Genomic DNA, 25959 nt, shown 5'->3' with positions numbered 1-25959 from the left:
AACTACCCTTGCAAGTGTTTTAATCGTTTTTCCGCATAATCACGCACGGAGGGCTCAATATCAAAACATTCTGTTACTCTTTTATAGGCATCTACAGCTTGGTTGATTTTATGCTTATTTTCTAAAGTAATTCCATATCCCAACCAATATTGCCCATTGGATGATTCAATTTCTACCAATATTTTATATATGCTACCAGCCTCAGCAATGCGTCCGACTGTTTGCAAGATCGCTGCCCGCAATCCGTAAAAATCAGGTTCTTTATAAATATCCGGTTTAAATTGATCTAATATTCCTAACGCCTCTTCGACCTGATCTTGTTCGAATAGTAATCTTGCTTTCATTGTGTTTAGTCTAACTGAGTGTGGAATTAAGTATAGACCTTCATCCACAACGCGCATTGCTTCGTTCAAAGCATTTTGGGAAATATAAATAGCGGCTAAGCTTTCTCGGCCTTCAACTGAATAGGGAAACTTATAAAGTAAAAAGTCTAAAATACGAATAGCGGAGCTATTATTACCTTGTTCTATGGCATCGAGTGCTTTATTTAATTGCTCGTCCCGCCATTCTTGCGGAGTCAACCGGCTATAGATTTTATTAACTTCAGCCGGCGTACCCACTTCTTCAGTAGGAAATTCCTCAAAAGGCAGGTTAAGTTCGTTTTCAGAATGGGAGACATTTTGTAAAACAGGAATAGGTTGAATTACAGAGGGGTGGTTTTCTTCTTGTTCTTTAACCAAATGAAAAGAGGGTAAAACGGAAATTATGGTGGCTGGTATAGGATCATTTTTTAATTGTGGAGGCTGTGCTGCCTGTATAAAAATAGGTACGTTGGGGCTCGCAATTGGCGCATTTGGTTTTTTCAGATTTTTATTAGGATATCCATGAGACAACAATAAAATTAATAAGCTTAACCCAAACGTACCCACCATCCAGGGCATATAATAAGGTAATCTTTGCCAAAAGTTTTTTTTCTGCTTCGGTATGTAGGTAGGTGTTGTCGGCAGATGAGACTTATTCTCATTGAGATCTTTTAGCATCTCATTTAATAAGCTCATTTAAAGTAGTCCCAATTTCCAATAGAGCGTAAGAATCACGGCTAGTACAAAACAACTAATTGCACCAAGTACTATGGGAGAGTTTAAACGCGTTTTTAAGTTATAGGCGCATTCGGTATCTTCGATTGCTCTTTTTGCTGATTTCAGATCAACAGTACTAATGCCCCGACCATAGCTTACCAATAATGCTTTATGACAAAGGACATTGAGTAGACGGGGAAGTCCTCCGCTGGCACGAAATAAATAGCGTTTTGCGGAGGGGGAGAACATTGAACCATAAGTATAACCAGCTTTAGCAAGACGATGGCATATATAAATTTCTAACTCCTCTTTTGCTAAAGGTTTTAGACAGTAAGAGAAAGTAATGCGTTGTTTCAGTTGACGCATATGATTTTGATCAAGTTTATAATCCAGCTCATGTTGACCAAATAAAACAACTTGTAATAATTTTTTTTCCTCTGTTTCCAGGTTGGTTAATAAACGAATAGCTTCTAAACACGATTCAGGTAAAGCCTGTGCTTCGTCAATGATTAATACTGTCTTTTTGCCTGCTTTGAATAATTCCAAAAGACGTAAATTAATTAACTCTAATAGCTCGTGTTGCGGTAAATTTTTTTCTGGTTTTAAGCCTAATTCAATAGCTAAGGAAAGGCGTAAGCTTTCCCCACTCTGATCAGGGTTTGGGATATAGGCGGTAACAAAACTATCATCAAGTGCGTTTAATAGCAGTCGACAGATAAGCGTTTTACCAGTTCCCACTTCCCCTACGATTTTAATAAAGCCTTCCCCTTGGTTAAGACTCAACAGTAAAACATTAAGTGCTTCATTGTGGGTAGGCAATTCACAATAGAATTCAGTATTAGGGGTGAGAGAAAACGGTGGTTTTTTTAATTTGAAATGTTCTAAATACATTCATTTCCCCTGCACCTAGTGCCGAGGCTGACTATAATAGCCGGCCGGTGGTCCAAAGCTTACTGGTTCTTCTCCTTCCGTACCAAAGATATCAGGTCTGCTGCCAATATGGAAGCCACGTTTCAATCGTTGTATTTGTTGGGTAGATTCAATTAAGTCTTTAGTCGCTGTTTTTGGTGTAATAACGGTGGGCTTTATTAAAATTACGAGCTCACTTTTTCGCGACTGCTGTTTAGTATTTCGAAACAAAGTGCCCAAAAATGGAACATTACCAAAGAAGGGCAGTTGTGCCACATCTTCTTGCGTTTGGTTTTCCATTAAACCACCAATAACTACTACTTGGCCATTTCTTGCATGAACAATAGTATCCGACTCCCGAATATCACTACGCGCAAGAGGGACTGTTAAAGAACGGCCATTAACACCTGCTCCTTCAATAGTTTTAGACTGCTCCGTCACCAAGCTAACAGAGGGGTGAATATGCAAAGTTACATCCCCATGCGCGTCAATTTGGGGTGTTACATCCAAAGTAATTCCGGAGAAAAACGGTGAGAGGCTTGGAGTAGGGTTCGAGTTGGTTACCACCCCTGCAGTAGTAACATTGGTAGTTGGATTTAATTGCGAAACAAAAAACTGATCATTGCCTACTTTTATTGCCGAAACTTGATTGTTCATCGTCGCAACTCGCGGACTCGAGAGTACTTGTACATTGCCTTGTAACTCTAAAGCGCGGATGGTAGTAGTAAAATCAGTGGCCCATTTAATTCCTATTGTAAAAGCATCAGGAAAATCTTCATTTTTAATATCTGTGCCAGGGAAGGAGCGTATAGCGTTTAAGTTGGCACCAAAGATTTTCCAGTCAATACCCATTTGGTATTGATCTCGCAGAGTCACTTCAAGAATTTTAGCTTCTAAAATAACCTGCCTATTCATACTATTTTGCACTAAATCTAAATACGCTTCTATTTGCTTATGTTCTTTTGGTGTTGCTCGCACTACTACGACACCGGCGACCGGGTTGACGCTAACCGAACGCCCCGTTGCCGAGTTAGAGCCGCCTGTGGGAGGAACTGGATTTTGATTGATTCCGTTCCCCACTCTATTTGAATTTTGCCTTTCGGGAGTAATACCTAGCATAATTTCCAAGGTGGCTGTGAGTTGTCGCCAGAAGTCAATGCTGCTAACCGTTTCCACATGGCCAATTACATTTTCTGTGTTATTGACATTGTTGCCAGTAGTGATTGAGGTAGAGGTGGCAATTGGAGAATTTGTCGTACTGGTTGTTCCCCCACTGGTGCTTTGGGTTACTTCGCCAGAGCTCAAGATTATTCGTGAACGCCCTCTGCGTTCAAGTTCTAAATAATTTACAGTATAAATTTGCGTTTTTAAGGTGTTGGGTAGAATCTCAAACCCTCCAGGAATTGGGTTGTAAGCATATCCATAAGCACTTTCTAATGTTTGCAGTACCTGTTCTACCGTTACTTGTTTTAAATTAAGAGTAATGTTGCCGACGATTTCAGGGCTAACTACCATATTTATTGGCGTCCCCTCTACAAGTCCGGCAAAAAAGGTACGCGCGGGTACATTTTTTACCGCAATATCAAATCGACGCGACAAAACATTGCGTTGTGGCGAATGTAGCTTAACGTCCGGTAGTAGCGCTTTAGAAATAGCTTGTGAACGGCGGTCTTTATCGGTGGCGTCCAAGGTTTCATTTTCATGGATACCTTGGTGAAGTGCTACATTCATATCATCAACTGCCGTGCCATCTATCGGCTGATTTGTCGTACAGGCGAATAAAAGTAGTGACAATAAGAGAGAAAGGCCTTTTTTCATTTATAATTCCGTATTCCTGGCTCAAACAAGTATAATTTTATTTTTCGTCCGTTGTTAGATAGCCAAACGGAATTTTCTTCAATTCTTATGACTTTTAATCCTTCAATTGTATCTCTCGTTTTAACATATTTGTTATTTATAAGCGCCACACGTTTGCCATGGCCAATAATAATTGATTGCAGTTTCAACAAATTTCTTTCTAGAGGAACCACTTGTTTATTTTTTTCCACAACGCCAGGAAGTATAAAAGGTTTGGTAGGATCTTTAGGTAAAAGTGGATATGCCCACAAGGACCTACATAATAGTAAAATTAACAAGTAACAAAAAAGCCTTGCTCTAATCATTTGGTGTTCCCGAGCTAGTGGCCGAAGAAGGGAGACTTCCTGCATTTGTAGGTTTTAATGTATAAAATTCAATGGTAGCTATACCTGTCGGGTATTGCTCTACTTTGTATTCTAACTTATCCCAATAAAGTTGCCATTTAAGCCGCTCCAAGCGTGCTAGATAATTTAATATTGAAAAATAATTTCCCTTTAAAGTTAATTTATATTGGGTTCTCTCGGGTGGGAGCTTTCCAACCAAGTCATTTGAAGTGGTTCCTGGTAACAGATTATTGTTTCTATGGGAGGTCGAGGAAGAAGCGGCAGCCGGTATTGCAGTATTCATAATTTTAGCCTCTCTTTCTGCCATATGATCTATATTGGAAAAACTCTCAATACTGACACCTCGAGTTTGCAAAAGCATTGAATATAATAAGCGAGCTAATTCACGATTAGATATAAACCGCTGGTCGTAGCGCATGAGCTTTTGGTCTAAAATAGCCTCTTCTTTTTTTAAGTCTTTATATTTTTGTACCAACTTAATAACCGTATTTTCTTTCGCAAGTTTTTCAATGTTTTCTTTTTTTTGAAGTACCTCAGCTGTTTTTTTATTTTCTTCAGCAATTTTTTGCGACAGGGTATTCAAATTTCCATTTTGGGGCAGAAATGAAAGCAAGAACCACATACATAAAATAAAGAATAAAAGAGAAGAAATGAGAACGAGGCGTTCACGAAATGCCATTCTGTCGATTCTAAAACGCAATTTTATGAAAGATTCTCTCACGCCTACCTCTTACATAGTTTTTTAATAATTTATCTGTTTATTTCTTTTGCTTTTTTGCTAGCACCAGTTAACTGATCATTAGCTATTTCAAACTCGATATAAGACGTATGCTTTAATTTTTTCACATAAAAAAGATCAAATTGAATATCTGCGAAAGAAGCGGCAGATTGTAAAGATTGCATTAGCACGGACACAAAAAGAGGTTGTAAACTGACACCGGTTATAGAAACATTTTGCGTGTCCTGATCGATGCGAATGTTGGTTAGCCATAATCCATTGGGCACTACTCTTGTTAGTGTTTGTAAATAGTGTGAAAAAGGTTTTCTTAGTGTTGCATGCGTAAGATGGCCAAATTGCTCTTGTTTTTTCTGTAACATCGACTCCAGCTCACTGACTTGATTGACGAGAGGTTTGTCTATAGTGAGCAATGGGTAGGTTTTAGTGACCTGCTGAAAAGCAATTTCGGCTTGTGCTCTTCGCTTTTGAGCCTTTTCGAGTTCAGAATGCGTCAGTCCTTGATTAATCCCGAGCGAAATAGAGGCGATTATAAGAAGAATAATGAGAGCAAGAGAGCTAATTAAAATATGGTTTGCATTCAAAAAATCTTTTTTCTGAGGTAAAAAATTAAGAAAATTAATATCTTGTATCATGCAGTCTCCGTTATTTCTTGTACAGAGGGAGAAAACTGCAAGGCGCCTCCAATACTATATAAGCAGCTGGTTTGTTCTTCGAATCCCATAGGGAAGTCCATTTGAAGATATTGTCTTAAATCCATAAGAAATATTTCCTTGGGAAGTTCCTGTTTTAAAAAATCCAAAAGTGCCGAGGCTTGAAAAAAACCAGGAGTGAAAATGATTTGATCAGGTTCCGGCAGTTTTAATTCACTTAAACAATAATCAATACTCCGCTGTATTTCGAGGAGTATATTCTGAGCTTTCGGCCCGTTTTCATTTACTATTGCTTTGGTTAATGCCAGCTGGCGTTCTAGATATAATTGATTTTGTAAAAAAATATAAAGGTTACAAATGTTTTCTTCTAAAGAAATTACAATCACAGGAGAGCTTTGCTTCAAAGGCATCAAGGGTAGTAAATTTCGTAAGGCCATCTGTGCAATAGTAACCGAAGGAACATGTAAATAAGCTGACTCAAACATATTCAGTTTATTTTTGAGTTCCGATAATAACGTTACTGCTACAAATACTTTCTTTCGTTGTCCAACAACTCCGTGCGGCGGAATACTAAAGGTATCCACGGCAATATCATTTAGGGGAAGCTCTATTAGGCCTTTTAATTTCCAACGAAATGCTTTTGCCATTTCAGATTCGGGTACTGCTAAAGCATCCAGTTGTAATAGCTCATATTGACCGGGACTCAATACAACATGGCAATCTTCGCCAATAAAGCCCAAGCGTTCAATGTCACTCGCAAATGAACTAGCCATGGCATCAAAAGGTTTATTGAGAAAATCCTGGCGTTCACAAAACAACAATTTACCGTTACTCACAGCTGCCAGTGAATAGCTAGACTCGCCGAGACAACAAGAGAATCTTTGGGTTTTGGATTCTTTAATAGAGACGCCGAACATGATTCCTTGGCAATTAATCTAATTGCAAACAGTCTATACCATCCTATGGTATTAGTTAATTAATTCATACCAGGAAAAACTAACAGGGTTTTCTTTTGCAGAAATAATTTTTACGCTATTTAAATTATCTTCTGTATTCACCCCCGCCTCAATCTGAACCCACCCCGAGCCATTATAATGAAAACGTTTGCCGTTTTCCCCCACTGCCCACGCACTTGTGGTACTGGCCACATTTACTCCAAATAAATTTACTCCAGTTAAAGTGGCTGTAGAAGTAACACTCATAGCTGAGGAGTTAGCTGTTAGTGTCACTACTTGTCCGTTATGTCCTACTGCAATTATAAAATTAGCATAGCCATCTCCATCTGTATCTAATACGGAGACTGAGCGCAATTGATGAGAAGTGGTTATAACGGGGCTCCAAACTCCATCTTTATATCGTAAAATCTTCCCATCATTATTTTGCGAAGATCGCCCTACAATAAAGATATCCTTGGGATTATTAGAACCATTAGGAACTATATCGATACCATATAACAAGCCAATTTCATTCGAGGCGCCAGGCAAAGGCAAATTGGACCACGTTGTGCCATTATAGGACATGACTACTCCGCGATTACTGTTGCCTCCAGTTCCGGATTGTCCGCCTACGGCGTAGCCCACACTCGCAACCCCGCTTCCCGAAGTGCTATACATTTTTATGGCTTGCAGTCCGCGCCGCTGCCCTGTGGTTCCGCTGGTAGTAATGGTTTTACCCGAGCACGGCAATCTACACCAATTTGTACTACTGTTACTGGCATCGCGCGTCCAGCGGAAAATAGTAAAACTGTTTCCTTGCCCTAGATCTCCAACAGCCCATGCCTCTATTGAAGAAACTGCATCAACCCCGTTAAGGTTGCGCGGTTGTGAGATAGGTATTGAAACCGTTGACCATGTGTTCCCTTCGAGCCTGGCTAGCCTGATATTAGAAGTATTGCTATTACCTACTGCCCATGCCGAATGATAATTCAAGGCGGAGATAGCATTGTATACAAAAGAACCTGCGGACATGGCTTCCCACTGTAGTTCAGAGGCGTCGCTATTCCATCGAAGGATAACGCCATCTTGTCCTACTGTAAAAGCAACAGGCTGTTGTATTCCCATTTGATATTGACGGGAGCCAAAAGCAGTTGATACGGGAGAAGTGCCTACAGAATCAGCCACACACTGATATTGGCTAACTAACTCCGAAGCCACATGATTTACCGCCCTACTTCCGTCCATTGCCCTGGATACACCCGAGAGTGTTGTTGAGTTGGTTATTGCCATGTAAGAAAATACTTCATCGCCAATGAGGACTCGCCCACCTAGTGGTGAAAAGACGGAAGTGTCGTTGACTGAAAGTGTGGTAATAGAGGATGCTGCTGTAAACCCCATGGTTAAGGTTGCATAGGCATAGCGCGGATTAATGTTATTAGCCGGCAAGTTAGTAGCTCTTGCTATGGAAAAATTGCCAGTGGATAAGCTAAGTGTGCTATTTAGTCCTGCACAACTTTGTCTATTAGCAATAATAGCCTGGGTTAAATTGCTCTTTGCTTGTTGTAAACCGCTTTCCGCCAGGAATGCAGCGGAATTTAGTTGGTCTAAATAAACGGTTCCTACATTAGAAACCATAGACAATGAAACAATTAATCCCGATAAAACCCCAAAAATGACTATAATTACCAAGGCCGCAATCATTAAAAAGCCTTTTTGACGTTTCATAATAACCTTCTTAAAACGGTGCTTGAGAGCATCTTTGAATAAGTGGCCGTGCCATCTGTTATTGTAATTTGTGCAGTTATTAATCGAGTGCTGTCTGTACTTAGGGACACATTCAGATTGTTTTCATAATATTTAAAGGTTAGTGCTGTTACATTTTTTAAAAGAGGTTGTGCGTTATTACTATCAACTGTACGTTCCACTGTGGTTCCATGCAATGAAATAGTAATAGTTTCATTTTGTTTATTAACAAAAGTTAAACTATCGCTTGCAATGGCATTCAGACTAGTAGCATTTTCTAGCTCGAACATTATTTTGTCTAAAGCTAAATTTGCATTAATTGCCAAGGGTAAAACGGGCTTGGCAGCGAGATAACCAGTAAATCCTGAACGTAAAAATAAAGCCACGATAGCTGAGAGGATTCCAGTAACGACAATTACAATAACCATCTCTATTAAAGTAAAGCCGCGCATTTTCATTCCACAAACCTCATACTGGTGCTGGCTGAACCCATTCCTGACACGGTAATTATTAGCGTCGTTGCCTTACCACTGGTAGAGGAAGAGGAGTGTATAGTATAACCTTCACCATTTGCATAGGTATTTAAATCCTGGCAGGCATCCGGTAAGGGGGCGTTATCATTCGCTAAACAGGGATCGGTAAAAGACCCTGCCAATCCCTTTATTAAAATCATTTTCATACGCGCATTTGCTATTTGGGATGCTTTAAGTATTTTATCGGGTTGATTAGCACCTTTAAGTATCGTGTTAAAAGTTGAAAAAATAGCAGTGCCAGTTATACCAATGATAAGTATAAAGATAACCAACTCTATTAAACTAATACCTCTTTGCTTATTCATTCTATAAAACCTGTTTCAGGATAAACTGTTACAGTATTGGTATTAGCCCCCGATGTAACTGTAAATATGGGAGCGGTAGTTAGTGCCAGACCGCTTGAGTTATAAGGCTTACCGAGCGGATCAAATATAATAGTTAATGGAATGGAATAGGGTGAAGCAACAGAAACACTCACCCCGGAAGGGTAGGAAAATAGAGTGCTGCCTGTTTCTGGATTAGATACGGCTGTGCCTGCTTGGTTTTTAATAGTTAAAGCGCTATTGCCTACATCGATGCTATAGGACTGATTTAATCCGATAGCCATGATTTGAGCAAAGCGGATTTCTTGAGCCAATACATCAGAAAAACCATCCGCTAAAAATGCTTCCTTTTGCGGAACTCTTAATAATGCAACACAGGCTACTATTGCAATAATTCCCATTAGAACTATCAGTTCCAATAGGGTAAAACCTTTTTTATTGTTCATGCGAGCCGAAATTCTTCTTAAAGCCTTAAGTATATCTACAAAATACTAGCTAAGTATTTGGAATAAAAAATTTTTCGATAGGAGTTATGATGAGGCAACTAAAAATTCTTTTAAAGCAAGAATTTCATCACGAATTTCTGCAGCTTGTTCAAATTCCATATTTTGTGCATGAGCAAACATTTTCTTTTCCAGTTTTGCAATTTTCTTAACAATTTGCTCGGGAGGCAGGGGAGTGTAGCTGGCTTTTTTCTCGGCAACTTTTTTGCGCGTTCCTACATAAGCCCCTTCCATGATATCTTCGATAGATTTAGAAATACCTTTGGGTATAATGCCGTGTTCTTTATTAAAGCTTATTTGTTTAGTCCTGCGGCGTTCCGTTTCATCAATAGCACGTTGCATGGATCCTGTTATGCGATCGGCATACATAATTACCCGTCCTTGAATATTGCGGGCCGCTCGGCCAATTGTTTGAATTAGAGAGCGGTCAGAGCGTAAAAATCCCTCTTTGTCAGCATCCAAAATGGCAACCAGAGAAACTTCAGGCATATCTAGCCCTTCACGCAACAGATTAATCCCGACGAGTACATCAAACTCGCCCAAGCGCAAGTCACGAATGATTTCTACTCGTTCCACGGTATCGATGTCTGCATGCAAATAACGCACTTTAATACCATGTTCGTGTAGATACTCCGTCAAATCTTCCGCCATTCTTTTGGTTAATGTGGTGACTAAAATACGAAAGCCAGTTTTTACTACTACTTTAATCTCGGAGAGCAAATCATCCACTTGGTTGGTTACGGGCCGTACTTCAATTTGCGGGTCTACTAATCCCGTAGGCCTTACCACTTGCTCTGCAACATTATCAGACTGTTCTTGTTCATAGGGTCCTGGGGTTGCCGAAACATAGATAGTTTGAGGTGAGCGGGCAATAAACTCATCAAAACGCATGGGGCGGTTATCCAGTGCAGAGGGCAAACGGAACCCATACTCTACCAAGGTTTCTTTACGCGCTCTATCTCCCCGATACATGCCCCCAATTTGCGGGATGGTTACGTGGGATTCATCGATAATTAATAAAGCGTCGGGAGGTAAATAATCAAAAAGAGTAGGGGGTGCTTCCCCTGGTTTTCTTCCTGATAAATAACGGGAATAATTTTCAATGCCCGAGCAATAACCTAATTCCATCATCATTTCTATATCAAATGCGGTACGTTGCTCTAAGCGCTGTGCCTCTACCAGCTTATTTTGCGAATTAAGCTCAGTTAAGCGCTCTTGTAGTTCAATTTTTACCAAATCTATAGTTTCTAAAATGCGGTCGCGGGGAGTAACATAGTGCGTTTTAGGGAAAATAGTCACTCTTGGTAATCGATGGAGAATTTCCCCGGTTAAAGGGTCAAAGCAAGCAATGTTTTCTACCTCATCATCAAATAATTCTATGCGCACGGCCTCTTTTTCTGCATCTGCGGGAAAAATATCTATTACATCCCCATGCACGCGAAATTGTCCACGCGCTAAAATATGAGGGGTACGAACGTATTGCATCTCGGCTAAACGTCGTAAAATTTTACGCTGATTGCATTCTTCTTTACGCGATAAATGAAGAATCATGCTTAGATAGGAATTGGGATCCCCCAGTCCATAAATAGCAGATACGGTCGCTACAATAATGGCATCACGCCGTTCAATCAGCGCTTTCGTTGCTGATAGTCGCATTTGTTCTATATGTTCATTAATAGAAGCGTCTTTTTCAATAAAAGTATCCGATGAAGGAACATATGCTTCCGGCTGGTAGTAGTCATAATAGGAAACAAAATACTCAACAGCATTTTCAGGAAAAAATGTTTTAAACTCACCATATAATTGGGCAGCCAACGTTTTATTAGGCGCCATAATTAACGTTGGCCGTTTAATCGCTTGAATAACATTGGCAACAGTATAGGTTTTACCGGAACCGGTAACCCCTAATAAAGTTTGTCTGGCAAGGCCTGACTCAATTCCTTCTATAAGAGATTTTATTGCAGTAGGTTGATCGCCGGCGGGTTGGTAATCTGAACAAATATTAAATACTTTTTTCATAATATAAACTATATCACGTTTGGCTGGAAAAGGGGATTTAAAAGGATATAATCAAGTAAAATGTAGGTGCCAAAGGCCCAACATTACAAATTTGCATAAACATCGAATGTTGAGCCTTTGGCACCAACCTACTCAGTAGGACGTATCCTTGATGCAGCAAAGCGTAATCAAGGAAATCTAGAAGCCGGAAGCCTACAATATTAATCAGGAGTAAAAATGAAGTTTCACCTTGCTAATCGTATTAATAAAGTTAAACCTTCTCCTACTTTGGCTGTAGCAGCAAAAGCCGCAGTTATGAAAGCGCAAGGGCGAGACATTATTAGTTTGGGTACAGGTGAGCCCGACTTTGATACGCCTGAACACATTAAAAAAGCAGCCATTGCTGCTATTGATGCGGGATTTACAAAATACACGCCCGTAGATGGTATTCCCGATCTAAAAAAAGCAATCCAGGCCAAATTTAAAAGAGATAACGGTTTAGACTATGAATTGAATCAAATTCTTGTTTCCGTAGGGGGAAAACAAAGTATTTATAATCTTTGCCAAGCCTATTTAAACGAAGGGGATGAAGTAATTATCCCTGCCCCTTATTGGGTTTCTTATCCCGACATGGTTCTTTTAGCAGAAGGCGTTCCGGTAATTATTGAAACTACGCCGTCTCAACGCTACAAAATTAATGCGCAACAATTGGAAGCCGCAATTACTCCCAAAACAAAATTGCTTTTTATTAATAGTCCTTCTAACCCATCGGGCGTGGCTTATAGTTATGATGAGCTGAAATCTTTAGGAGAGGTTCTAAAGAAATACCCGCAGATTTTAATTGCGACAGATGATATGTATGAACATATTATCTGGTCGCAACCTTTTGTAAATATTCTGGATGCTTGTCCAGATTTATACGATAGAACGATGGTTTTCAATGGTGTTTCTAAAGCGTATGCAATGACGGGATGGCGAATTGGTTATGCAGGAGGCCCTGCCAATTTAATTGAAGGAATGAAAACAATTCAATCGCAGTCTACTTCCAATCCCTGTTCAATTGCCCAAAAAGCTGCAGTGGCCGCGCTTAATGGCAATCAAGAAATTATTCAAACCATGGTTGATGCTTTTCACGAGCGCCATAATTATTTAGTTACCAGGTTAAACGCCATGAAAGGAGTAGAAGTAATCCCGGCGGACGGTACTTTTTACATTTTTCCTAATGTACAGGAAATCATAGAACACAAAGGCTTCGCCAATGATTTGGAGTTCTCGGAAAAGTTATTGCAAGAACAAGGTTTAGCTCTCGTTCCAGGCTCTGCTTTTGGTACTGAAGGATGCATCCGTTTGTCTTTTGCAACAAGCATGGGAGTTTTAGAGGATGCGATGAACAGGTTGCAACAATTCATTGAAAAATGATCTATAATATCTTGATATTCTCTTGACCCACAGGTCGAATCCATTTAAGATTCGCCATCTATTCCCCGGTAGCTCAGTCGGTAGAGCGGATGACTGTTAATCATTAGGTCACAGGTTCAAGTCCTGTCCGGGGAGCCACTTAGGTCGATGTGGCATATTTAAGAAGACATCAAACGGTTTCCTCGTTGTAAACATTAGCTTTCCTGCGTTCATTTCCAAGTTCGGAAATAATATTGTGATAATTCGTCTTTTTTCCTCCAGTTCCGAACTTTTGAACAAATCATGAGCTTTGGATGCTAATGCAAATATAGTTGATAGAGATTTATTAAACCCATCGTCTGCTTCGGTTAATCTTTGCAGCCTCACTTCTACATTATGCCTTTCAGCTTGTAGGCCTGTAATCATCTCATCGTATTCTTCTTTTGAGACTTGAGCATCCAAAAACAGCTCTCTAGCCCTTTTTATTCGAGTCTGAATGGTTTGATACTGGGTTTGTAATTTATTGCTTTCTTGAATCTGATGCTCATACTCAGCAGCGGAGCTTTTCTTAAGCTCGGTATTTAGTTCGGCTAAAATATTGTCTGGTATTTTTATCCCTTTTAAAACGTCCTCTATTTGAATCAATATTTTTTCTTCACTCAAGTGATGGCAGTAAGAGCAATCACCTTTGCTTTTCGTGGGACGCATGTAAACATATTTTTCCTTCTTTAGTTCAGGGCTATAACCACAGCCGCAGTGATGACATTTTAATAATCCTTTTAACACGAAGGGCTTTTGTGTTCGTTTAGACTTACTTTTTCTTTTGCCCTGCCTGACCAATTGGCATTCATCGTATAGCTCTTTAGAAATTAACGCTGGGTGTACATGTTTGTACAATATGTCATTGTATTTCATATACCCATAGTAAAACGGGTTTTGTAGAATCTGCTCAACCTGACTTTTGCCTATTTGGCATCCTTTTTTACTTCTCAGTCCTTCCTCGGTTATTCTCAAACGTATTTCGTTCATTGAATACATGCCTGTGGCATAATCCTCAAACATTTTTTTAACAAGGCTTCCACGCAACGGATCAATATAAACGTTTACTTTTTCTTTTTTCTTATCCATCCGTTTGCTATTGAGGTAACCAAGAGGTGAATCGCCAAGGATCGTACCATCAGCCAGCTTTTTTCTAGCACTGCGCTTCACATTGTCTGAGATTTTATTTCGGTAATCATTAGCAAGCAGCACATCAAGATTTTTTCTAAATTTATCGGAGCTATCCATATCCTTATGTTCAATAAATTCACTTTTCGCATAATGAATCTCGATCCGGCCTTGTTTAATTAACCGTTGCAACTCGATGTATTGTTCGTCAAAATCTCGCTGCAACCGGTCAACTCCATAACAAAGAACAATAATCTTATCTTTTTGGCCTTTAACAAAATTGACCATTTTTGAAAATTCTGGCCTTCCAGTCGCGGTGGAGCTTTCGACAATCTTGAATTGCTCTATGACCTTAAAATTCTTTTTTATGGCATATTCATAGCAGCATTGAATTTGTGCATCCAATGAATGACCATCTTCTTGATCTCTTGATGATACTCTGGCGAATATTACGGCTTTCATAATTCATTACCTCTTTAAAATTGCTACTACTCCAGCTCAAATGCCTTTAAAATCCCCGCCCTGTCATGTTCAGGGCTAGTACCATAACATGAAATGATAACGCCCTGGTCTTTCTCATGTCCTAAATTTTGAGCTAAATTGGATATTAACAAGGGGGAGCGATCACTTCGCATCATTCTTCGCGTGATTGCATGCCTAAATGAATGAGGCTTATGATATGGAAGGTCATTATTATGAAATGCCTGTTTGAAAATCGCTCTAATTGTGGACTGGGACTTAACAAAATCCTTTTCTAATACTAAGCATGGTAAACCTTCCTTGGTAAAACTAGATATTATCCTAGGAAAAAGAGGGCATGTGTCAGTAAAGCCTTGGAGTTTAAGAAATTCAACAAAATCTAATACATTCTTGTATAAATCCTGTACGTTTCCAATAAAGAAAGCTGTAATATGTTTCGCAAATTTTGTATCGACCAAATTTGGATTTTGTACAAAAGCCCATGCATCGAAATCTCTATAATACTTAATAGAGCCTATACGTGCAGTTTGTAATGCGCTGATTCTTGGAGTGGTCAGAAGCGCCAGACTTATAATGGCTTTATTCCTCATTTCAATGGGGGTTCCAGAAGGCATCTTACGTATAGTCGAGATAATTTCTTCAATGGTATAACTCTCCTGATAATTTGTAGCTCTAGCTTTGTTACGGTTATTTCGAGAAAGAGTGAAATATTGTACATCATCATATTGGATATATCGGTCATAACCCTTTTGTCTGCTTAGCCATTCGAAAAACTCTCTTAGCTGAGAGGTGCAATGCCGCAAATAAGATTTAGAAATATTTTGACCAGTTCGCATGTTTTTCTTATCTGACAAGTATTCTTTGAAGCCCACTGCTAGCTTGGTATTAAATTTTTTGAAATCGAGAAAATTAGAATAAACCTCAAACTCATGGATGGCTTTAACATAACAATCCACTGTTTTTGGATCACGTCCTTTGGCGTTTTCAAGCATTCCAAAAAACTTGGTTTTTATTAACTCGTTTTGTGAGTTGTACTTGGTCTTTTTCATATGTACTCCGCTAATAATAATTATGGTGCTCGATGAGTTTTGAGGCAGAACATTAAGAGGTATCTTGCATTATTCGAGATGGCTCACTTGAACCATTATTTGCTGTGCTATTTAAGTGAGTCTTGCCGGCGGTGGGTGAAAGATTACATATTGTCACCAGTTGAGCCTCGTTGATAACGAAGGTCCCCTCTAATTTCACTTGCTCATTTTGTTTATAGAAGCGAGCTATTTTGTTATTGCATGCAGGACAAGTAGCCGCCGCTTTAATGCTGCCATTTTTATTTTTGTACATGGATATGGTGTTATTTTGAGGGATAATTATTTCTTGGCACTTCAGGCATTTGAATTGATTAAACTCAAGCTGCTTCTTGTGGCTGGCATTTCTTTTTTCTAGGAAATCTTTAAGTGTCGCACCATATATCAAGATCGGTTTTCTGGTAATGGTTTCCAGATCATCAGACTTTACCCAATCTCTAACCGTTTGAGGATGGAGCTTTTTCTCTTTGAACAAGTCGCAAATTTGCTCAACGGTATATGAGCGATATTGCTTAACAAGGTGGGAATTGTAATATTTGAACATTTTGATTCACCTTATTCATTACATTTTTTAATTTGCTGAAAATAGCTGTTTCTATTTCTTGACTGACTGTCTTATTGATTGGATGGCATATGGTGAAATTGCCTTTACTGGGGTAAGTCAGCCGATAACCATCACCATTTAGTTTTTTATGAATAGCAACACTGGAAATATAAAAGCTGTCTTCAATAACAAGGCTTGCGAAACCAATTAACCCATCGCGAGGCTTGATGAACTCAATGTGTACTTCTGATATCTTCATTTTTAGGCTCATGATGTTGTTTAGACTGAGCCAGTCTTGCGTCTACTTGTTCCAAAATCTTAAAGAGGTTCACCAAGTTATCTGCGGCAAGCTGTGCTTCCCCTGCTGAGATATCTTCGTAATATTCTTTAATTGAATCGGTCAAATTTGACATGGCTCATACAATTTTTAACGGTATAAGTCCAAGATAATGGGTTTTTTGATAAAAATATAAGCAACCACTAGAGATCATGTATGACCTCTAGTGGTCATACATGATGGTATCTTCTTGTATCGGTATTGTAAGAGGAATGAGAACAATTGAAGTCGAAATTTTCGACCTCAATAGAAGGCGTTAAAATAAAGAGGTTTACTAGATTTACTTTTCGAAAGCAGAGCAAGCTTATAAGGGCGAGTTGCGAACAAATATAACGTATTGCTTCAAACTTGAGGTCACAGATTGTGACCTTAAACTGTAGAACTTTAATTTAACTGGTCTATAAGGGTATATTTAATCGTTTCCACTGCATCCAACAAGCTCCATCCTTCCGTTGCAATACCTTGACCACCCTCTGTGATAAAACCTAAAGGGCGAGAATGATTATTTTTTAATCGAGGTGCAAGCAAGGGTTCAATATCATCGAGAAAAGCAGAGTCTTGTAACTTTAAATCTAAGTTATTAACAAATAATTTTTTAGTGATTGTTTTGTTACCACGAGTCATATATTCAGAAAATACAGCCATGGTTTTTGCCGGATCAAAGTCTTGTTCTTTGATCGCCAACCATAAATCAAATGCATCACGTCCTTTTTTTCTTTCATATAACGCGCGTAATTTTGTAGCAAGCAATTCTTCAAGCTGGAAGGTATTAACCTCTGCATCCTGATTAAACCAATCAGACTTAACGGTAAAGGGCTTACTTAAACGATCGAGGATAGAAAAATTTTCATGGATATTGATTTCAACTTTTATCTTTTGTTTGCTTGACGCTGAAATTTCTGGATTAAAGTAAAAGAAAAGTTTGAAGCTTTGTCCTGTTTGCCGCGTTTTGGGTTGTCCAAGCCATGGCTCTAAACAGTCTCTTAGCGCATCAATAATTTCTTTAATACCACCTTTGGAAGTCCTAACCAAGTCGATATCCTCACTGTATCGAGCAGCGGGTGAAAAAAATAGCTTATGTAAGGCAGTGCCTCCACGAAATGCTAATTGATCTGCTAAAAACGGATTAGAAAAAATCTCAACAATAGCACGAGATAAAATTAAATCTTGTTCTACCTGCATATCATCTGTCCATGGTGCAGTTTGTCTCCATTGGATAATTTGTGCGAGAGGGATCATTCGTCAGGTTCCACCGTAGTATTGACAATCACATGCCATTTTTTATTGCGTTCAATGGGGTTATACGGTACACGGGACGCGAGGCGCACCCAATGCAATGTTTTCCCCTCCAAAGCGGTATATAACGTATTAGCAAGATCTTCAACCCCTAAGAACTCAAGAAACCAGCCTAATCGCTGTACCCAGAATAATTCAGTATTAATCTGCATTAGTTCTAATAATTTTTTGGCATCTAATGTTTCAGCTAAATCAGATAAAATAGTTGCTACATTGTTGATCCCTGCCGCATGTTGTGGCGAACTGACCAAATCAGCAGCCAGTAGTTCAGGAGTAGCAACATCAATCACCCCCGCCAGCGTATTAAATTTTTTAAGCAATCGCTTGTCTATCTGCTTTTTGGCAATAAATTCAATGTGTATGCGACCACAATGAGTAGGTGAGCGATTTTTTAGTGTGACTACCTGAAATCGCTGTGGTTTCTGATGCGCTGCTCCATAATATTGAGCGGCACTCAAAAAGCCAACATAATAGGACAAATCCCAATAACGCATCAAATCAGGGATAAACATATCAGCTGGCAAACAGCCATACACTTGATACTCTGGGGGTAGAATAAGGTAAAATCCCTTTGCCGGACTGACTATCAAGTTGTTTTTCTTCAAACGATGTAAGGCGTTTAGACAGGGGATTTTTTCGAGGGCGAGCGCCTTTTCTGCATCCGCAGTGGTAAAGGAAAAACGTCCTTGGCTTCGTAATTCATTGATAAAAGTAAGCGCTTTCATAGGCTATTTTTTGTGTTTATACTCTTACAGTATATCATATTTAGTTATATTGGAGGAGAATTAACACAGATTTTTGTTCTGATGAAGTCTTTCTATCATCGCCTAGCTTTCGGATGTTGATAAGCTGGACTTAGATTTTATTGCTTTAAAATGATTGTTACACCACTCATATAAGGTGGGTCTTTTCCAATCATTACCTGCGAGTTCATAGTTGTTGTAGGGGTGAAATGAGCTTAACAATTCAGAATGCTCCGCCACCAGTCTACTGGCGATAGTGTTGCATAATTGGTTTGCCGAAAAATACTCTTTACTTGATAACTCTTCTTTACAAAGGGCTTCTACCTTTTGCCTGAGTGGTTTGTATGCCTGATATGAGTTTTTCCCTCCTTTGCGCTTTTCTTCTGTGTAAAGACTGTCTTCAAACAGCATATCCTCAAATTCTAATAAATTGAACTCGAACTCAGGCTCAAGCAGCTTGAAGATTTCATCGGTTTGTTCATCGTTCCTTTTAGTCACATCGATTTCAAATATCTCGCATATTGGATTTTGAATAACTCTAATTTCCTTTAGTTGGATAGCGGGTGCAGCCTTGAAGTTCATTATTAGATAGCAGTGTTTTTCATTCTTCACGTGTCTATATTTTTCTAATACGCTCTTATAACCCTTAGCAAGACTGGTGTTATTAGCATGTTTAATGTGAAGGATCAGGCGATTCTTACCGGATATGGTGAATTCAAGCGTTGGCTGCCCGTCACGCTGTTTAAAATTGATGGATATATTACTATTCTGCGAGATTAACCAAGCCCTGCAAACCGTAAAAAATAACATATAGGAGTAATGGCTTCTGACATGTTTATACTCTGAATTGTGCAGCGTCCAGAATGTACGCCACATTTCCTTATTTTCTATGGCATCCCTGTAATGATGAATGATGCCGGTTACAGCAAGCATTAGTGATTCAAGATTATCAGGGCAATCCTTGGCTTCCTTTGGTAATTCAACACTGATAAATTCTTGGCTATCTTTTAGCCACTTGTAAAGCCCTTCATAGTCTTTTTCAAAATCATAATGTTGAGGGCTATAGTCTTTTAAAGCCGTTAAGGTTTCAACAAAAAACGCTTTGTTTGTCTTTAACTCTTTTAATAAGATTTCTTTTCGATATGCCTTCGTGGTTTCAAGCCAAATATCGCCTATGTCTCTGTTTACTACGTCGCGTAATCGTTCGTTATAAGCTGCTAATTCTTCAACAATAGCGTCTACGTTATCCGCAACAGGTAGATTCACCAAAATATCGCAAGGAACAAGTTTAATCGCCTGTTTTGCGTAAGGATTAAAAAGAAGCTTGTAAAGGTTATGACTTCTTGAGGTATGGAGGCGATTACCCTTTATATCAAGTTGAGCCATTATCTCTTGTGTGTATCGACAAATATCATCATCAATAATATTTTGAGTCATGTCGCTGATTCTATCGCCAGCGATACCGTCTTCGAGCAAGGGTAATAGCAAGAATATTTCGGGGTTTCCCTCCGCCAAATCAACAATCTCTTTCGCACTTTGAAGTATCTTGTCATTAAACTCGATACCTGAACCCCGTCCCTCTGTATTGCCTGAGCTATAACCAATACAGGTATATTGATATTCAGGAAAATTCACCATTCGTTTGGCCGTTCGCCAGCACTTATCCCCCACGTAAGTTGATTTTTGTAATAAAAGGAGCAAATTTGCAAAGAAGGTTTTATAGGTTTGGTAAGAGTTTCTAATTATTTCGCTTGCACTATCTTTTAACAAAAGAGGCTCAACAAAAACCTTGGTATCAAAATTCAATATAGGGTCAAAAACCCCTAATTCATTGAGTCTTGCTTTATCTACATTGAAATGTTCTGAAAAGTGTATTGGTTGTTTAGAGTTCATTACATTCTTAGTTGTTCCATCAGATGGAAAGTATTCTGTTGTTAGCTCAATTTTCTGAAACGTATCATACGCCGGCTTGACTTTTTAGCAATATGCAACTGGCCATGTACTCACTCGCCACTCCACAAAAAGCAGACACATTGTTTCTAATCTATACTGTTAATTATTAAGTAATTTCAGTATAGGGGACTACATGGACAGAGTCATCCATCTAAATAAAATTCATCATCGCTCTAAGGAACGTATAAGAGATCTGGGCGAGGTTTTTACACCTGAGCATTATGTTGAAGAAATGCTAGGTCTTCTATCAGATAACTCTGATTTTTCTTGGTCTGATGAAGAGATAGCTTTCTTTGAACCCTGTTGTGGTCACGGAAATATTGTTTTGGCTATTTTGGAAAAACGATTAGCGGCTTTTTTTGACAAAGCCATTGATTTTCATCTTGGAGAACATGCGGCTTATTATGCGCTTGCAAATGCCATAAATACACTATGGGCAATTGACATTGATACTGACAATATTTTTGATTGTAGGTCAAGAATTGCACGGAGAGCGGTTTACTTCCTCTGTCAGAATTTATCTATTGGAGTTACTGAATTAAGAAAAAAAAGTAAGGTATATCTGGCTCATTTGCTCTGTGCCATTCATTGGCATGTCGCTGAAAATGAATTGTTGTCCGCGCTATCTGGATCAGCCAAAGAAGCTCAGCATAATGTCCAAAAAATAAAACTAAGCGATCAATGGCTTAGTGAGCATAAACATCAAGCGATTAATTTTTCTAAAACCTGGGTCGATCATTTTAAATGTAATCAACAAAAAAATGTTACTCCAAGGTTATTTAATCAAGCCATGAAATTTATTGAGCAACCTCAAGAAAAAAGTATGCTATTTGATTTTGCATGTTCAGTTTTGGTTGATGAGAAAACGGCTTATACGCTCAATAAGGAACTTGAGGGAGTCCAATGGAGCCAAATTTAAAATTAAATGTTGCTCATGTGGTTGATACATTGGGAAATGTAATTGGTCGGGATCAACAAATCATGACCATGGAAAAGGCCTGTGATTTGGTTTCATTGATTGATGAAGCAGACTTAAGAGATTCTCAGGTTGTATTTTTTGACCCATTTTGTAAAGCAGGTGAAATTTTATTGGCTTGTGCTCATTTAAGTTGTTTTGCCAAATCTTGTATGGATGTGCGGGCTGTTCAAAAGGAACTGTATGAATCAGGAAGATATTTTGGTCTGTCTCCAGATGAACGGCATCATAGATTAAGTTTGAGGACTTTTTTAGGTAATACGCATTCACATGATGAACGACTTCAACAAATGATTAAAAATGGGAATTATCTGTCGGAAATAGATGGCTGTTTAGACAGAAAAAAATTTATAGAGGAGTTTAATAAGATGCTTGAATACATTTCAAATACCTCTAAACCAAAGAAGATAATTGCTGTGGGAAATCCACCATATCAAGAAAAATATAAAAGCAATGGTAGTAATTCGGGAGCAAATCTCATTTATCATCATTTACTAAATAGCATAATGGATCATGCGAAAATAAATGAATTTATTATGGTCATACCGGCACGGTGGTTTGCGGGTGGCAGAGGAAAATCACTGAGAATATTTGCTTCAAAATTAAGATTATCGAAACAGCTAAAACAGATTTGCGATTTTCAAAACTCAAAAATGATCTTTCCTCAAGTAGATGTGAAGGGAGGCGTTTGCTTTGTGCATTGGGATCGTGATTACTCAGGAGATACCCTATTTGTCAGTCAAGATGAACCACCTATTTATGTTGATTTATCTTCTGATGAAATCATTATGCGATCGCAATTTGCTAGAACGGTTGTTAATAAGGTCAAGGCAAGAGGTTTAGCTTCAATGTCAAAATATGCCAGATCTTGGAACATTTTTGATTTAGCAAGTAATTATTTCGATAAACACGGAGATGATAATGGATCCGATGTTATTGATTGTTTTACCAAACAAAAAGTAATAAGAAAAATTGACAGAGCCAAAATCAAAAGCAATAAATTAGAAATCGATATGTTCAAAGTTGTTGTACCGAAGGCCGTTGGAACAGGAGGAGATACTTACAGAAAAGAGCAAGTTTTTATATTAGAAAAAGGCCAAATTTGTACAGAAACGTATATGGTATTGGGTTCCTTTTCAAAGCGTCAGGATGCGGAATTGTTGCTCAATTATTTACAAACAGGGTTTGTTCGTTTTTTGGTTAGTGTTAAAAAAATCACCCAAGATATAACAAAAGATACCTGGTGTTTAGTTCCTTGCGTGGATATCACTAAAAAATGGACAGATAAGGATCTATTTGAGTTGTTTCAGCTCACCCCTGAAGAACAAGTACATATCAGACAAAAAGTCCTGGAGTGGTCATAATGGAAAGACTAGAGTTGTATGTCTATACCATGCCCTCATATCATAAAAAAGGTTGGGTCAAGGTCGGTCACTCTCAAATTGGTGGATCTGAATTCAGAATAAAGCAACAGATTGGAACCAGCAATCCTGAGTATCCAGAATGGATAGTTGTGGGTGAATTACCAGAAAATAAGAGAGATCATCATATACATACCTTGTTACAAAAGCATGGCTTTAAAAAAGTTGAAGACTCACCAGGAAGGGAATGGTTTTGTGCAACATTTGATGATGTGAAAAAAGCCTTTAATAATTTGGTCTATGGATGTGAAAGACGAGATAACTATAAGCTTCGAGAGGAACAAAAAGAGGCTGTAGAAAAAGGAAGGCGTTGGTTTTTAAAAGATTATCCTGATGAGGTTATTAGAGGTGCTACTCATCCCAAGCGTTTTTTAATCAACGCTAAAATGCGTTTTGGCAAATGTTTTACAAGCATTCATTTAGCTAAAATTATGGAAGCAAAACGTACTCTGGTTGTGACCTATAAGCCAGATGTAATTGGTGAGTGGATGGATGCGGTCAATAATCATGTAGATTTTAATGGTTGGGAAGGCATTCGAGCGAAATCCAAAGAAAAGGCTTCGACTGATTTGACCTTGGAGGATTATGCTGATATTGAAAATTGTGAAAAGCCTATTGTACTGTGTGTTTCATTACAAGACTTGGCTATTGATGAAAACGGGAATACAAAAGAACGTCTTCAAAAAATCCCTCTAATTAATTGGGATTTGATTATTTTTGATGAGGTGCATTATGGTAGTAGAACAGAGAGAGCTAATTTCATTTTAGAACAGTTACAATTTCGGTATCGTTTGGATTTGTCGGGCACACCCTTTAAGCTTATTGAGCATGACGATTTTTGCGCACAACAAGTATTTACATACAGCTACCTGGATGAACAAAAAAACAAACGTGATGAAGTACTCCAGAATCCTCCAGAAAAAATTTATCGTCTGATGCCAGATCTGAAAATTTCTACAATTGAAATCACAGAAAAAGATATTAATGAGCAAAGGGAACTATTTGAAACTGATAATATTGATTTTTCCTTAAATAAATTATTCCAAGTGAGAGAGGGAAAATTTTTATACGAAGATGCTGTTAGTCATTTCATCGATGGCCTCACGAGAGATGATCATCAGGCCAGATCTATCAGTGTGTTTGGCAAGTTGGGGCAACATCTGTGCTGCCCCCCTAGACGTCACACTGTATGGTGGTTGAGTCGAGTGGAATCTGCAAAAGTATTGATCAAAAAATTACAAGCACACCCCTATTTTTCTAAATTTTCCATTATTAATGCTTCCGGATCGGATACCAAAAAGGAAGAAGATGATGCACTTATTGCGAGAGAAAAGTCGAAGGTTGAAGATGCCATTAAAAAAGTAGATTCTGATCCCTCTAAGTTAGGAACGATTACTCTGACTTGTGGCCGTTTTTTAACAGGGGTTACCATTAAGGAATGGGATAGTATTTTAATTCTAAATGATACGTCTTCTGCTGAGTCTTATTTTCAGGCTATTTTTAGGGTGCAATCACGGTGGATTCATGAGAAATCAGGGCAAATTCTAAAACCAGTAGCGTGGGTATTCGATTTTGCTATTACTCGATGTCTTGAATTAACTTATGCCGCTGCAAATAATATTGCTGATCAGCTTGATCAACATACCAGCTATGAGGGACAAGGGTCTATTCAAGAAAATAATTTGGATTTAGTAACAGAAGAACTATGTAAGACTCTAGATATTCAACGCTTTTATGAAGGAAGCCTAGTTAGTATTCCAACGACAGCAGAAGATATTTTTAAAGCCTTAAATCATGAAGGTTCTAAAATTGCCTTAGCAAAAAGAATCACCTCTGACTTACTTGTTAATTTTGCGAATCTTAAGTTTATTGATGAGCGATTGCGTGATATTTTGGCCAAAATAAAAGGGTACAGAACGCAGAACGTATCGGGCTTTAACATGGATAAATTAGTACAAATTGGAAGAGATGCGGAAAAATTGAAGGATATTAGGAGCGATCCTAATCTGTGTATCGAAGAAAAGGAGAAACACCTGGAAAATTTTTATGAAAAGGATAAAGACAAAGAACGTAAAACATACAAACAGTGGTATGCAACCCAAATTAAACGATTAGCCATTTGTATGGCAGACTTTATTTATATGACTTATGAGCGAGAAATGCGCATTGAGGATGTTATAGAAACAAAATCGCCGCAATTTTTTGAGATCATGACGGGTATATCAAAATCCGATTTTTCAGAACTTTGCGAAAAAGGGTTTATCCAAAAATCACCCTTAAATAGGATCGTTAGAGAGTTTCGAGATCAAGAAACAACCTCTTTGAATCCAGAGGAATATATTTTGAAAAATCTCTCAACTTGGAACTCCATGCATTGAGATTATCTAAAAATATTCGCTTATATCGTTGCTTTTACAAGCAGGCTCCTTAAAGATAATGTGAATATAAAAAAGCCATTGAATATTTCTGTAAGAATCTATACCTCAGCATGCCCTTTTTATGTTATCAACTGGAATAATTGACGAATAACACCGACCAAAATTTACCACTTCCTCCCGCCTCTGAGTTCGTAATATACTTACTAAGGGGAGCCACTTAGGTCGATGTGGCATATTCAAGAAGACATCAAACGGTTTCCTCGTTGTAAACATTAGCTTTCCTGCGCTCATTTCCAAGTTCGAGAATAAAATGGCTCTTTCCCATTTAAGGGGGCAGCTATAATCACCCGCAGAGCACCTTAACACGCACTCTATAATTTTCAAAATTTCTAAAACCATAAGCCCTTCGCTGAATGAGTTTCATTTTGCGATGAAAGCCTTCAGTTATTCCATTAGATTTACTAAACCGCCACATTCTGGCGACTTCATCTTTCCAAGCACTAAGCGTTTTTCCTAATGATGCTAACGCTTTAAAGGTGCTCTGTTTTAATCTTACCGCGATTTAATG

General features: G+C 38.5%; 24 protein-coding genes, 1 tRNA gene and 1 pseudogene. 5 read left to right on the top strand and 21 right to left on the bottom strand.

The annotated features are described in order from the left end of the window. Window positions 1-2 precede the first annotated feature (2 nt). From EL206_RS08715 to uvrB, 12 genes are all read right to left on the bottom strand, one after another. Window positions 3-1058 carry a tetratricopeptide repeat protein gene (locus tag EL206_RS08715; protein WP_058462978.1) on the bottom strand — a complete coding sequence of 352 codons (1056 nt, stop codon included), beginning with the start codon at window positions 1056-1058 and terminating at the stop codon, window positions 3-5. Beyond that, a complete protein-coding gene (locus tag EL206_RS08710) occupies window positions 1059-1970 on the bottom strand; it encodes an ExeA family protein (protein ID WP_058462977.1) in 912 nt (303 codons plus the stop codon). It abuts the gene before it with no gap. Window positions 1971-1985: 15 nt separating this feature from the next. Further along, complete coding sequence (gene mshL, locus EL206_RS08705; RefSeq protein ID WP_058462976.1) at window positions 1986-3806, bottom strand: pilus (MSHA type) biogenesis protein MshL; 1821 nt, start codon at window positions 3804-3806, stop codon at window positions 1986-1988. After that, complete coding sequence (locus EL206_RS08700; protein WP_058462975.1) at window positions 3803-4150, bottom strand: hypothetical protein; 348 nt, start codon at window positions 4148-4150, stop codon at window positions 3803-3805. Before EL206_RS08700 ends, mshL begins: the two co-directional genes overlap by 4 nt. Continuing rightward, window positions 4143-4868 carry a hypothetical protein gene (locus EL206_RS08695; RefSeq protein WP_058462974.1) on the bottom strand — a complete coding sequence of 242 codons (726 nt, stop codon included), beginning with the start codon at window positions 4866-4868 and terminating at the stop codon, window positions 4143-4145. Before EL206_RS08695 ends, EL206_RS08700 begins: the two co-directional genes overlap by 8 nt. A 71-nt stretch (window positions 4869-4939) precedes the next feature. Next, window positions 4940-5560, bottom strand: coding sequence for a PilN domain-containing protein (locus EL206_RS08690; RefSeq protein ID WP_058462973.1), 621 nt, complete (start codon window positions 5558-5560; stop codon window positions 4940-4942). Then, a complete protein-coding gene (locus tag EL206_RS08685; protein WP_058462972.1) occupies window positions 5557-6495 on the bottom strand; it encodes a hypothetical protein in 939 nt (312 codons plus the stop codon). Before EL206_RS08685 ends, EL206_RS08690 begins: the two co-directional genes overlap by 4 nt. 51 nt (window positions 6496-6546) lie before the next feature. After that, entirely contained in the window at window positions 6547-8238 is a 1692-nt protein-coding gene (locus EL206_RS08680) for a type IV pilus modification PilV family protein (protein WP_058462971.1), read from the bottom strand. Continuing rightward, the gene (locus EL206_RS08675; protein WP_058462970.1) at window positions 8235-8714 is read right to left on the bottom strand and encodes a competence type IV pilus minor pilin ComGF; all 480 of its coding nucleotides are present in this window, start codon (window positions 8712-8714) and stop codon (window positions 8235-8237) included. The genes EL206_RS08680 and EL206_RS08675 overlap by 4 nt, the downstream gene beginning before the upstream one ends. Then, a complete protein-coding gene (locus EL206_RS08670; protein WP_058462969.1) occupies window positions 8711-9094 on the bottom strand; it encodes a type II secretion system protein in 384 nt (127 codons plus the stop codon). Before EL206_RS08670 ends, EL206_RS08675 begins: the two co-directional genes overlap by 4 nt. Then, window positions 9091-9558 carry a type II secretion system protein gene (locus EL206_RS08665; protein WP_058462968.1) on the bottom strand — a complete coding sequence of 156 codons (468 nt, stop codon included), beginning with the start codon at window positions 9556-9558 and terminating at the stop codon, window positions 9091-9093. Before EL206_RS08665 ends, EL206_RS08670 begins: the two co-directional genes overlap by 4 nt. An 84-nt stretch (window positions 9559-9642) precedes the next feature. Beyond that, window positions 9643-11634, bottom strand: coding sequence for an excinuclease ABC subunit UvrB (uvrB, locus tag EL206_RS08660; RefSeq protein ID WP_058462967.1), 1992 nt, complete (start codon window positions 11632-11634; stop codon window positions 9643-9645). A gap of 216 nt (window positions 11635-11850) precedes the next feature. Between uvrB and EL206_RS08655 the strand changes: the two genes are divergently transcribed. Together EL206_RS08655 and EL206_RS08650 are read left to right on the top strand one after the other, a co-directional pair. Next, window positions 11851-13032 (top strand): pyridoxal phosphate-dependent aminotransferase, encoded by a 1182-nt coding sequence (locus EL206_RS08655; protein ID WP_058462966.1) that lies wholly within the window; start codon window positions 11851-11853, stop codon window positions 13030-13032. A 62-nt stretch (window positions 13033-13094) separates the two neighbouring features. After that, window positions 13095-13170 (top strand) — tRNA-Asn (locus tag EL206_RS08650). Here EL206_RS08650 and EL206_RS08645 read toward each other — a convergent pair. The 8 genes from EL206_RS08645 to EL206_RS08610 form a co-directional block, all read right to left on the bottom strand. Next, window positions 13141-14640 carry a recombinase family protein gene (locus EL206_RS08645; RefSeq protein WP_084758891.1) on the bottom strand — a complete coding sequence of 500 codons (1500 nt, stop codon included), beginning with the start codon at window positions 14638-14640 and terminating at the stop codon, window positions 13141-13143. The genes EL206_RS08650 and EL206_RS08645 overlap by 30 nt on opposite strands. Before the next feature lie 26 nt (window positions 14641-14666). Continuing rightward, window positions 14667-15707 carry a tyrosine-type recombinase/integrase gene (locus tag EL206_RS08640; RefSeq protein ID WP_058462965.1) on the bottom strand — a complete coding sequence of 347 codons (1041 nt, stop codon included), beginning with the start codon at window positions 15705-15707 and terminating at the stop codon, window positions 14667-14669. Window positions 15708-15759: 52 nt separating this feature from the next. After that, the gene (locus tag EL206_RS08635; RefSeq protein WP_058462964.1) at window positions 15760-16287 is read right to left on the bottom strand and encodes a helix-turn-helix domain-containing protein; all 528 of its coding nucleotides are present in this window, start codon (window positions 16285-16287) and stop codon (window positions 15760-15762) included. Beyond that, the gene (locus EL206_RS08630) at window positions 16256-16546 is read right to left on the bottom strand and encodes a septation protein SpoVG family protein (RefSeq protein WP_058462963.1); all 291 of its coding nucleotides are present in this window, start codon (window positions 16544-16546) and stop codon (window positions 16256-16258) included. Before EL206_RS08630 ends, EL206_RS08635 begins: the two co-directional genes overlap by 32 nt. Beyond that, on the bottom strand, window positions 16521-16700 hold the full coding sequence (locus EL206_RS08625) for a hypothetical protein (RefSeq protein WP_058462962.1): 180 nt from the start codon (window positions 16698-16700) through the stop codon (window positions 16521-16523). The genes EL206_RS08630 and EL206_RS08625 overlap by 26 nt, the downstream gene beginning before the upstream one ends. Before the next feature lie 308 nt (window positions 16701-17008). Next, complete coding sequence (locus tag EL206_RS08620) at window positions 17009-17863, bottom strand: nucleotidyl transferase AbiEii/AbiGii toxin family protein (protein ID WP_058462961.1); 855 nt, start codon at window positions 17861-17863, stop codon at window positions 17009-17011. Beyond that, complete coding sequence (locus EL206_RS08615; RefSeq protein ID WP_058462960.1) at window positions 17860-18645, bottom strand: type IV toxin-antitoxin system AbiEi family antitoxin domain-containing protein; 786 nt, start codon at window positions 18643-18645, stop codon at window positions 17860-17862. Before EL206_RS08615 ends, EL206_RS08620 begins: the two co-directional genes overlap by 4 nt. A gap of 102 nt (window positions 18646-18747) precedes the next feature. After that, window positions 18748-20556 (bottom strand): type 2 periplasmic-binding domain-containing protein, encoded by a 1809-nt coding sequence (locus EL206_RS08610; protein ID WP_058462959.1) that lies wholly within the window; start codon window positions 20554-20556, stop codon window positions 18748-18750. A 193-nt stretch (window positions 20557-20749) separates the two neighbouring features. Here EL206_RS08610 and EL206_RS08605 point away from each other — a divergent pair, with 193 nt between their 5' ends. From EL206_RS08605 to EL206_RS08595, 3 genes are read left to right on the top strand one after another with little or no spacing between them, the layout of a single operon-like run. Further along, window positions 20750-21535: a hypothetical protein gene (locus EL206_RS08605; RefSeq protein ID WP_058462958.1), complete on the top strand. Its 786-nt coding sequence runs from the start codon at window positions 20750-20752 to the stop codon at window positions 21533-21535. Then, entirely contained in the window at window positions 21520-22956 is a 1437-nt protein-coding gene (locus EL206_RS08600) for an Eco57I restriction-modification methylase domain-containing protein (protein WP_058462957.1), read from the top strand. The genes EL206_RS08605 and EL206_RS08600 overlap by 16 nt, the downstream gene beginning before the upstream one ends. Next, a complete protein-coding gene (locus EL206_RS08595; protein WP_058462956.1) occupies window positions 22956-25391 on the top strand; it encodes a DEAD/DEAH box helicase family protein in 2436 nt (811 codons plus the stop codon). The genes EL206_RS08600 and EL206_RS08595 overlap by 1 nt, the downstream gene beginning before the upstream one ends. Window positions 25392-25734: 343 nt before the next feature. On the opposite strand, the pseudogene EL206_RS10240 reads toward EL206_RS08595, so the two are convergent. Then, window positions 25735-25941: pseudogene (locus EL206_RS10240) on the bottom strand (transposase); the annotation flags it as partial. Window positions 25942-25959 lie beyond the last annotated feature (18 nt).

Origin of the sequence: Legionella adelaidensis, assembly GCF_900637865.1 — a bacterium.
Classification (GTDB): Bacteria; Pseudomonadota; Gammaproteobacteria; order Legionellales; family Legionellaceae; genus Legionella_A; species Legionella_A adelaidensis.
The sequence above is the reverse complement of the archived record's forward strand: the minus strand, read 5'-3'. Positions and strand labels throughout refer to the sequence as shown.

Coding starts and splice junctions, on each gene's coding strand:
- EL206_RS08715 (WP_058462978.1), bottom strand. CDS start 1,058: ATGAGCTTATTAAATGAGATGCTAAAAGATCTCAATGAGAATAAGTCT.
- EL206_RS08710 (WP_058462977.1), bottom strand. CDS start 1,970: ATGTATTTAGAACATTTCAAATTAAAAAAACCACCGTTTTCTCTCACC.
- mshL (WP_058462976.1), bottom strand. CDS start 3,806: ATGAAAAAAGGCCTTTCTCTCTTATTGTCACTACTTTTATTCGCCTGT.
- EL206_RS08700 (WP_058462975.1), bottom strand. CDS start 4,150: ATGATTAGAGCAAGGCTTTTTTGTTACTTGTTAATTTTACTATTATGT.
- EL206_RS08695 (WP_058462974.1), bottom strand. CDS start 4,868: ATGGCATTTCGTGAACGCCTCGTTCTCATTTCTTCTCTTTTATTCTTT.
- EL206_RS08690 (WP_058462973.1), bottom strand. CDS start 5,560: ATGATACAAGATATTAATTTTCTTAATTTTTTACCTCAGAAAAAAGAT.
- EL206_RS08685 (WP_058462972.1), bottom strand. CDS start 6,495: ATGTTCGGCGTCTCTATTAAAGAATCCAAAACCCAAAGATTCTCTTGT.
- EL206_RS08680 (WP_058462971.1), bottom strand. CDS start 8,238: ATGAAACGTCAAAAAGGCTTTTTAATGATTGCGGCCTTGGTAATTATA.
- EL206_RS08675 (WP_058462970.1), bottom strand. CDS start 8,714: ATGAAAATGCGCGGCTTTACTTTAATAGAGATGGTTATTGTAATTGTC.
- EL206_RS08670 (WP_058462969.1), bottom strand. CDS start 9,094: ATGAATAAGCAAAGAGGTATTAGTTTAATAGAGTTGGTTATCTTTATA.
- EL206_RS08665 (WP_058462968.1), bottom strand. CDS start 9,558: ATGAACAATAAAAAAGGTTTTACCCTATTGGAACTGATAGTTCTAATG.
- uvrB (WP_058462967.1), bottom strand. CDS start 11,634: ATGAAAAAAGTATTTAATATTTGTTCAGATTACCAACCCGCCGGCGAT.
- EL206_RS08655 (WP_058462966.1), top strand. CDS start 11,851: ATGAAGTTTCACCTTGCTAATCGTATTAATAAAGTTAAACCTTCTCCT.
- EL206_RS08645 (WP_084758891.1), bottom strand. CDS start 14,640: ATGAAAGCCGTAATATTCGCCAGAGTATCATCAAGAGATCAAGAAGAT.
- EL206_RS08640 (WP_058462965.1), bottom strand. CDS start 15,707: ATGAAAAAGACCAAGTACAACTCACAAAACGAGTTAATAAAAACCAAG.
- EL206_RS08635 (WP_058462964.1), bottom strand. CDS start 16,287: ATGTTCAAATATTACAATTCCCACCTTGTTAAGCAATATCGCTCATAT.
- EL206_RS08630 (WP_058462963.1), bottom strand. CDS start 16,546: ATGAAGATATCAGAAGTACACATTGAGTTCATCAAGCCTCGCGATGGG.
- EL206_RS08625 (WP_058462962.1), bottom strand. CDS start 16,700: ATGTCAAATTTGACCGATTCAATTAAAGAATATTACGAAGATATCTCA.
- EL206_RS08620 (WP_058462961.1), bottom strand. CDS start 17,863: ATGATCCCTCTCGCACAAATTATCCAATGGAGACAAACTGCACCATGG.
- EL206_RS08615 (WP_058462960.1), bottom strand. CDS start 18,645: ATGAAAGCGCTTACTTTTATCAATGAATTACGAAGCCAAGGACGTTTT.
- EL206_RS08610 (WP_058462959.1), bottom strand. CDS start 20,556: ATGAACTCTAAACAACCAATACACTTTTCAGAACATTTCAATGTAGAT.
- EL206_RS08605 (WP_058462958.1), top strand. CDS start 20,750: ATGGACAGAGTCATCCATCTAAATAAAATTCATCATCGCTCTAAGGAA.
- EL206_RS08600 (WP_058462957.1), top strand. CDS start 21,520: ATGGAGCCAAATTTAAAATTAAATGTTGCTCATGTGGTTGATACATTG.
- EL206_RS08595 (WP_058462956.1), top strand. CDS start 22,956: ATGGAAAGACTAGAGTTGTATGTCTATACCATGCCCTCATATCATAAA.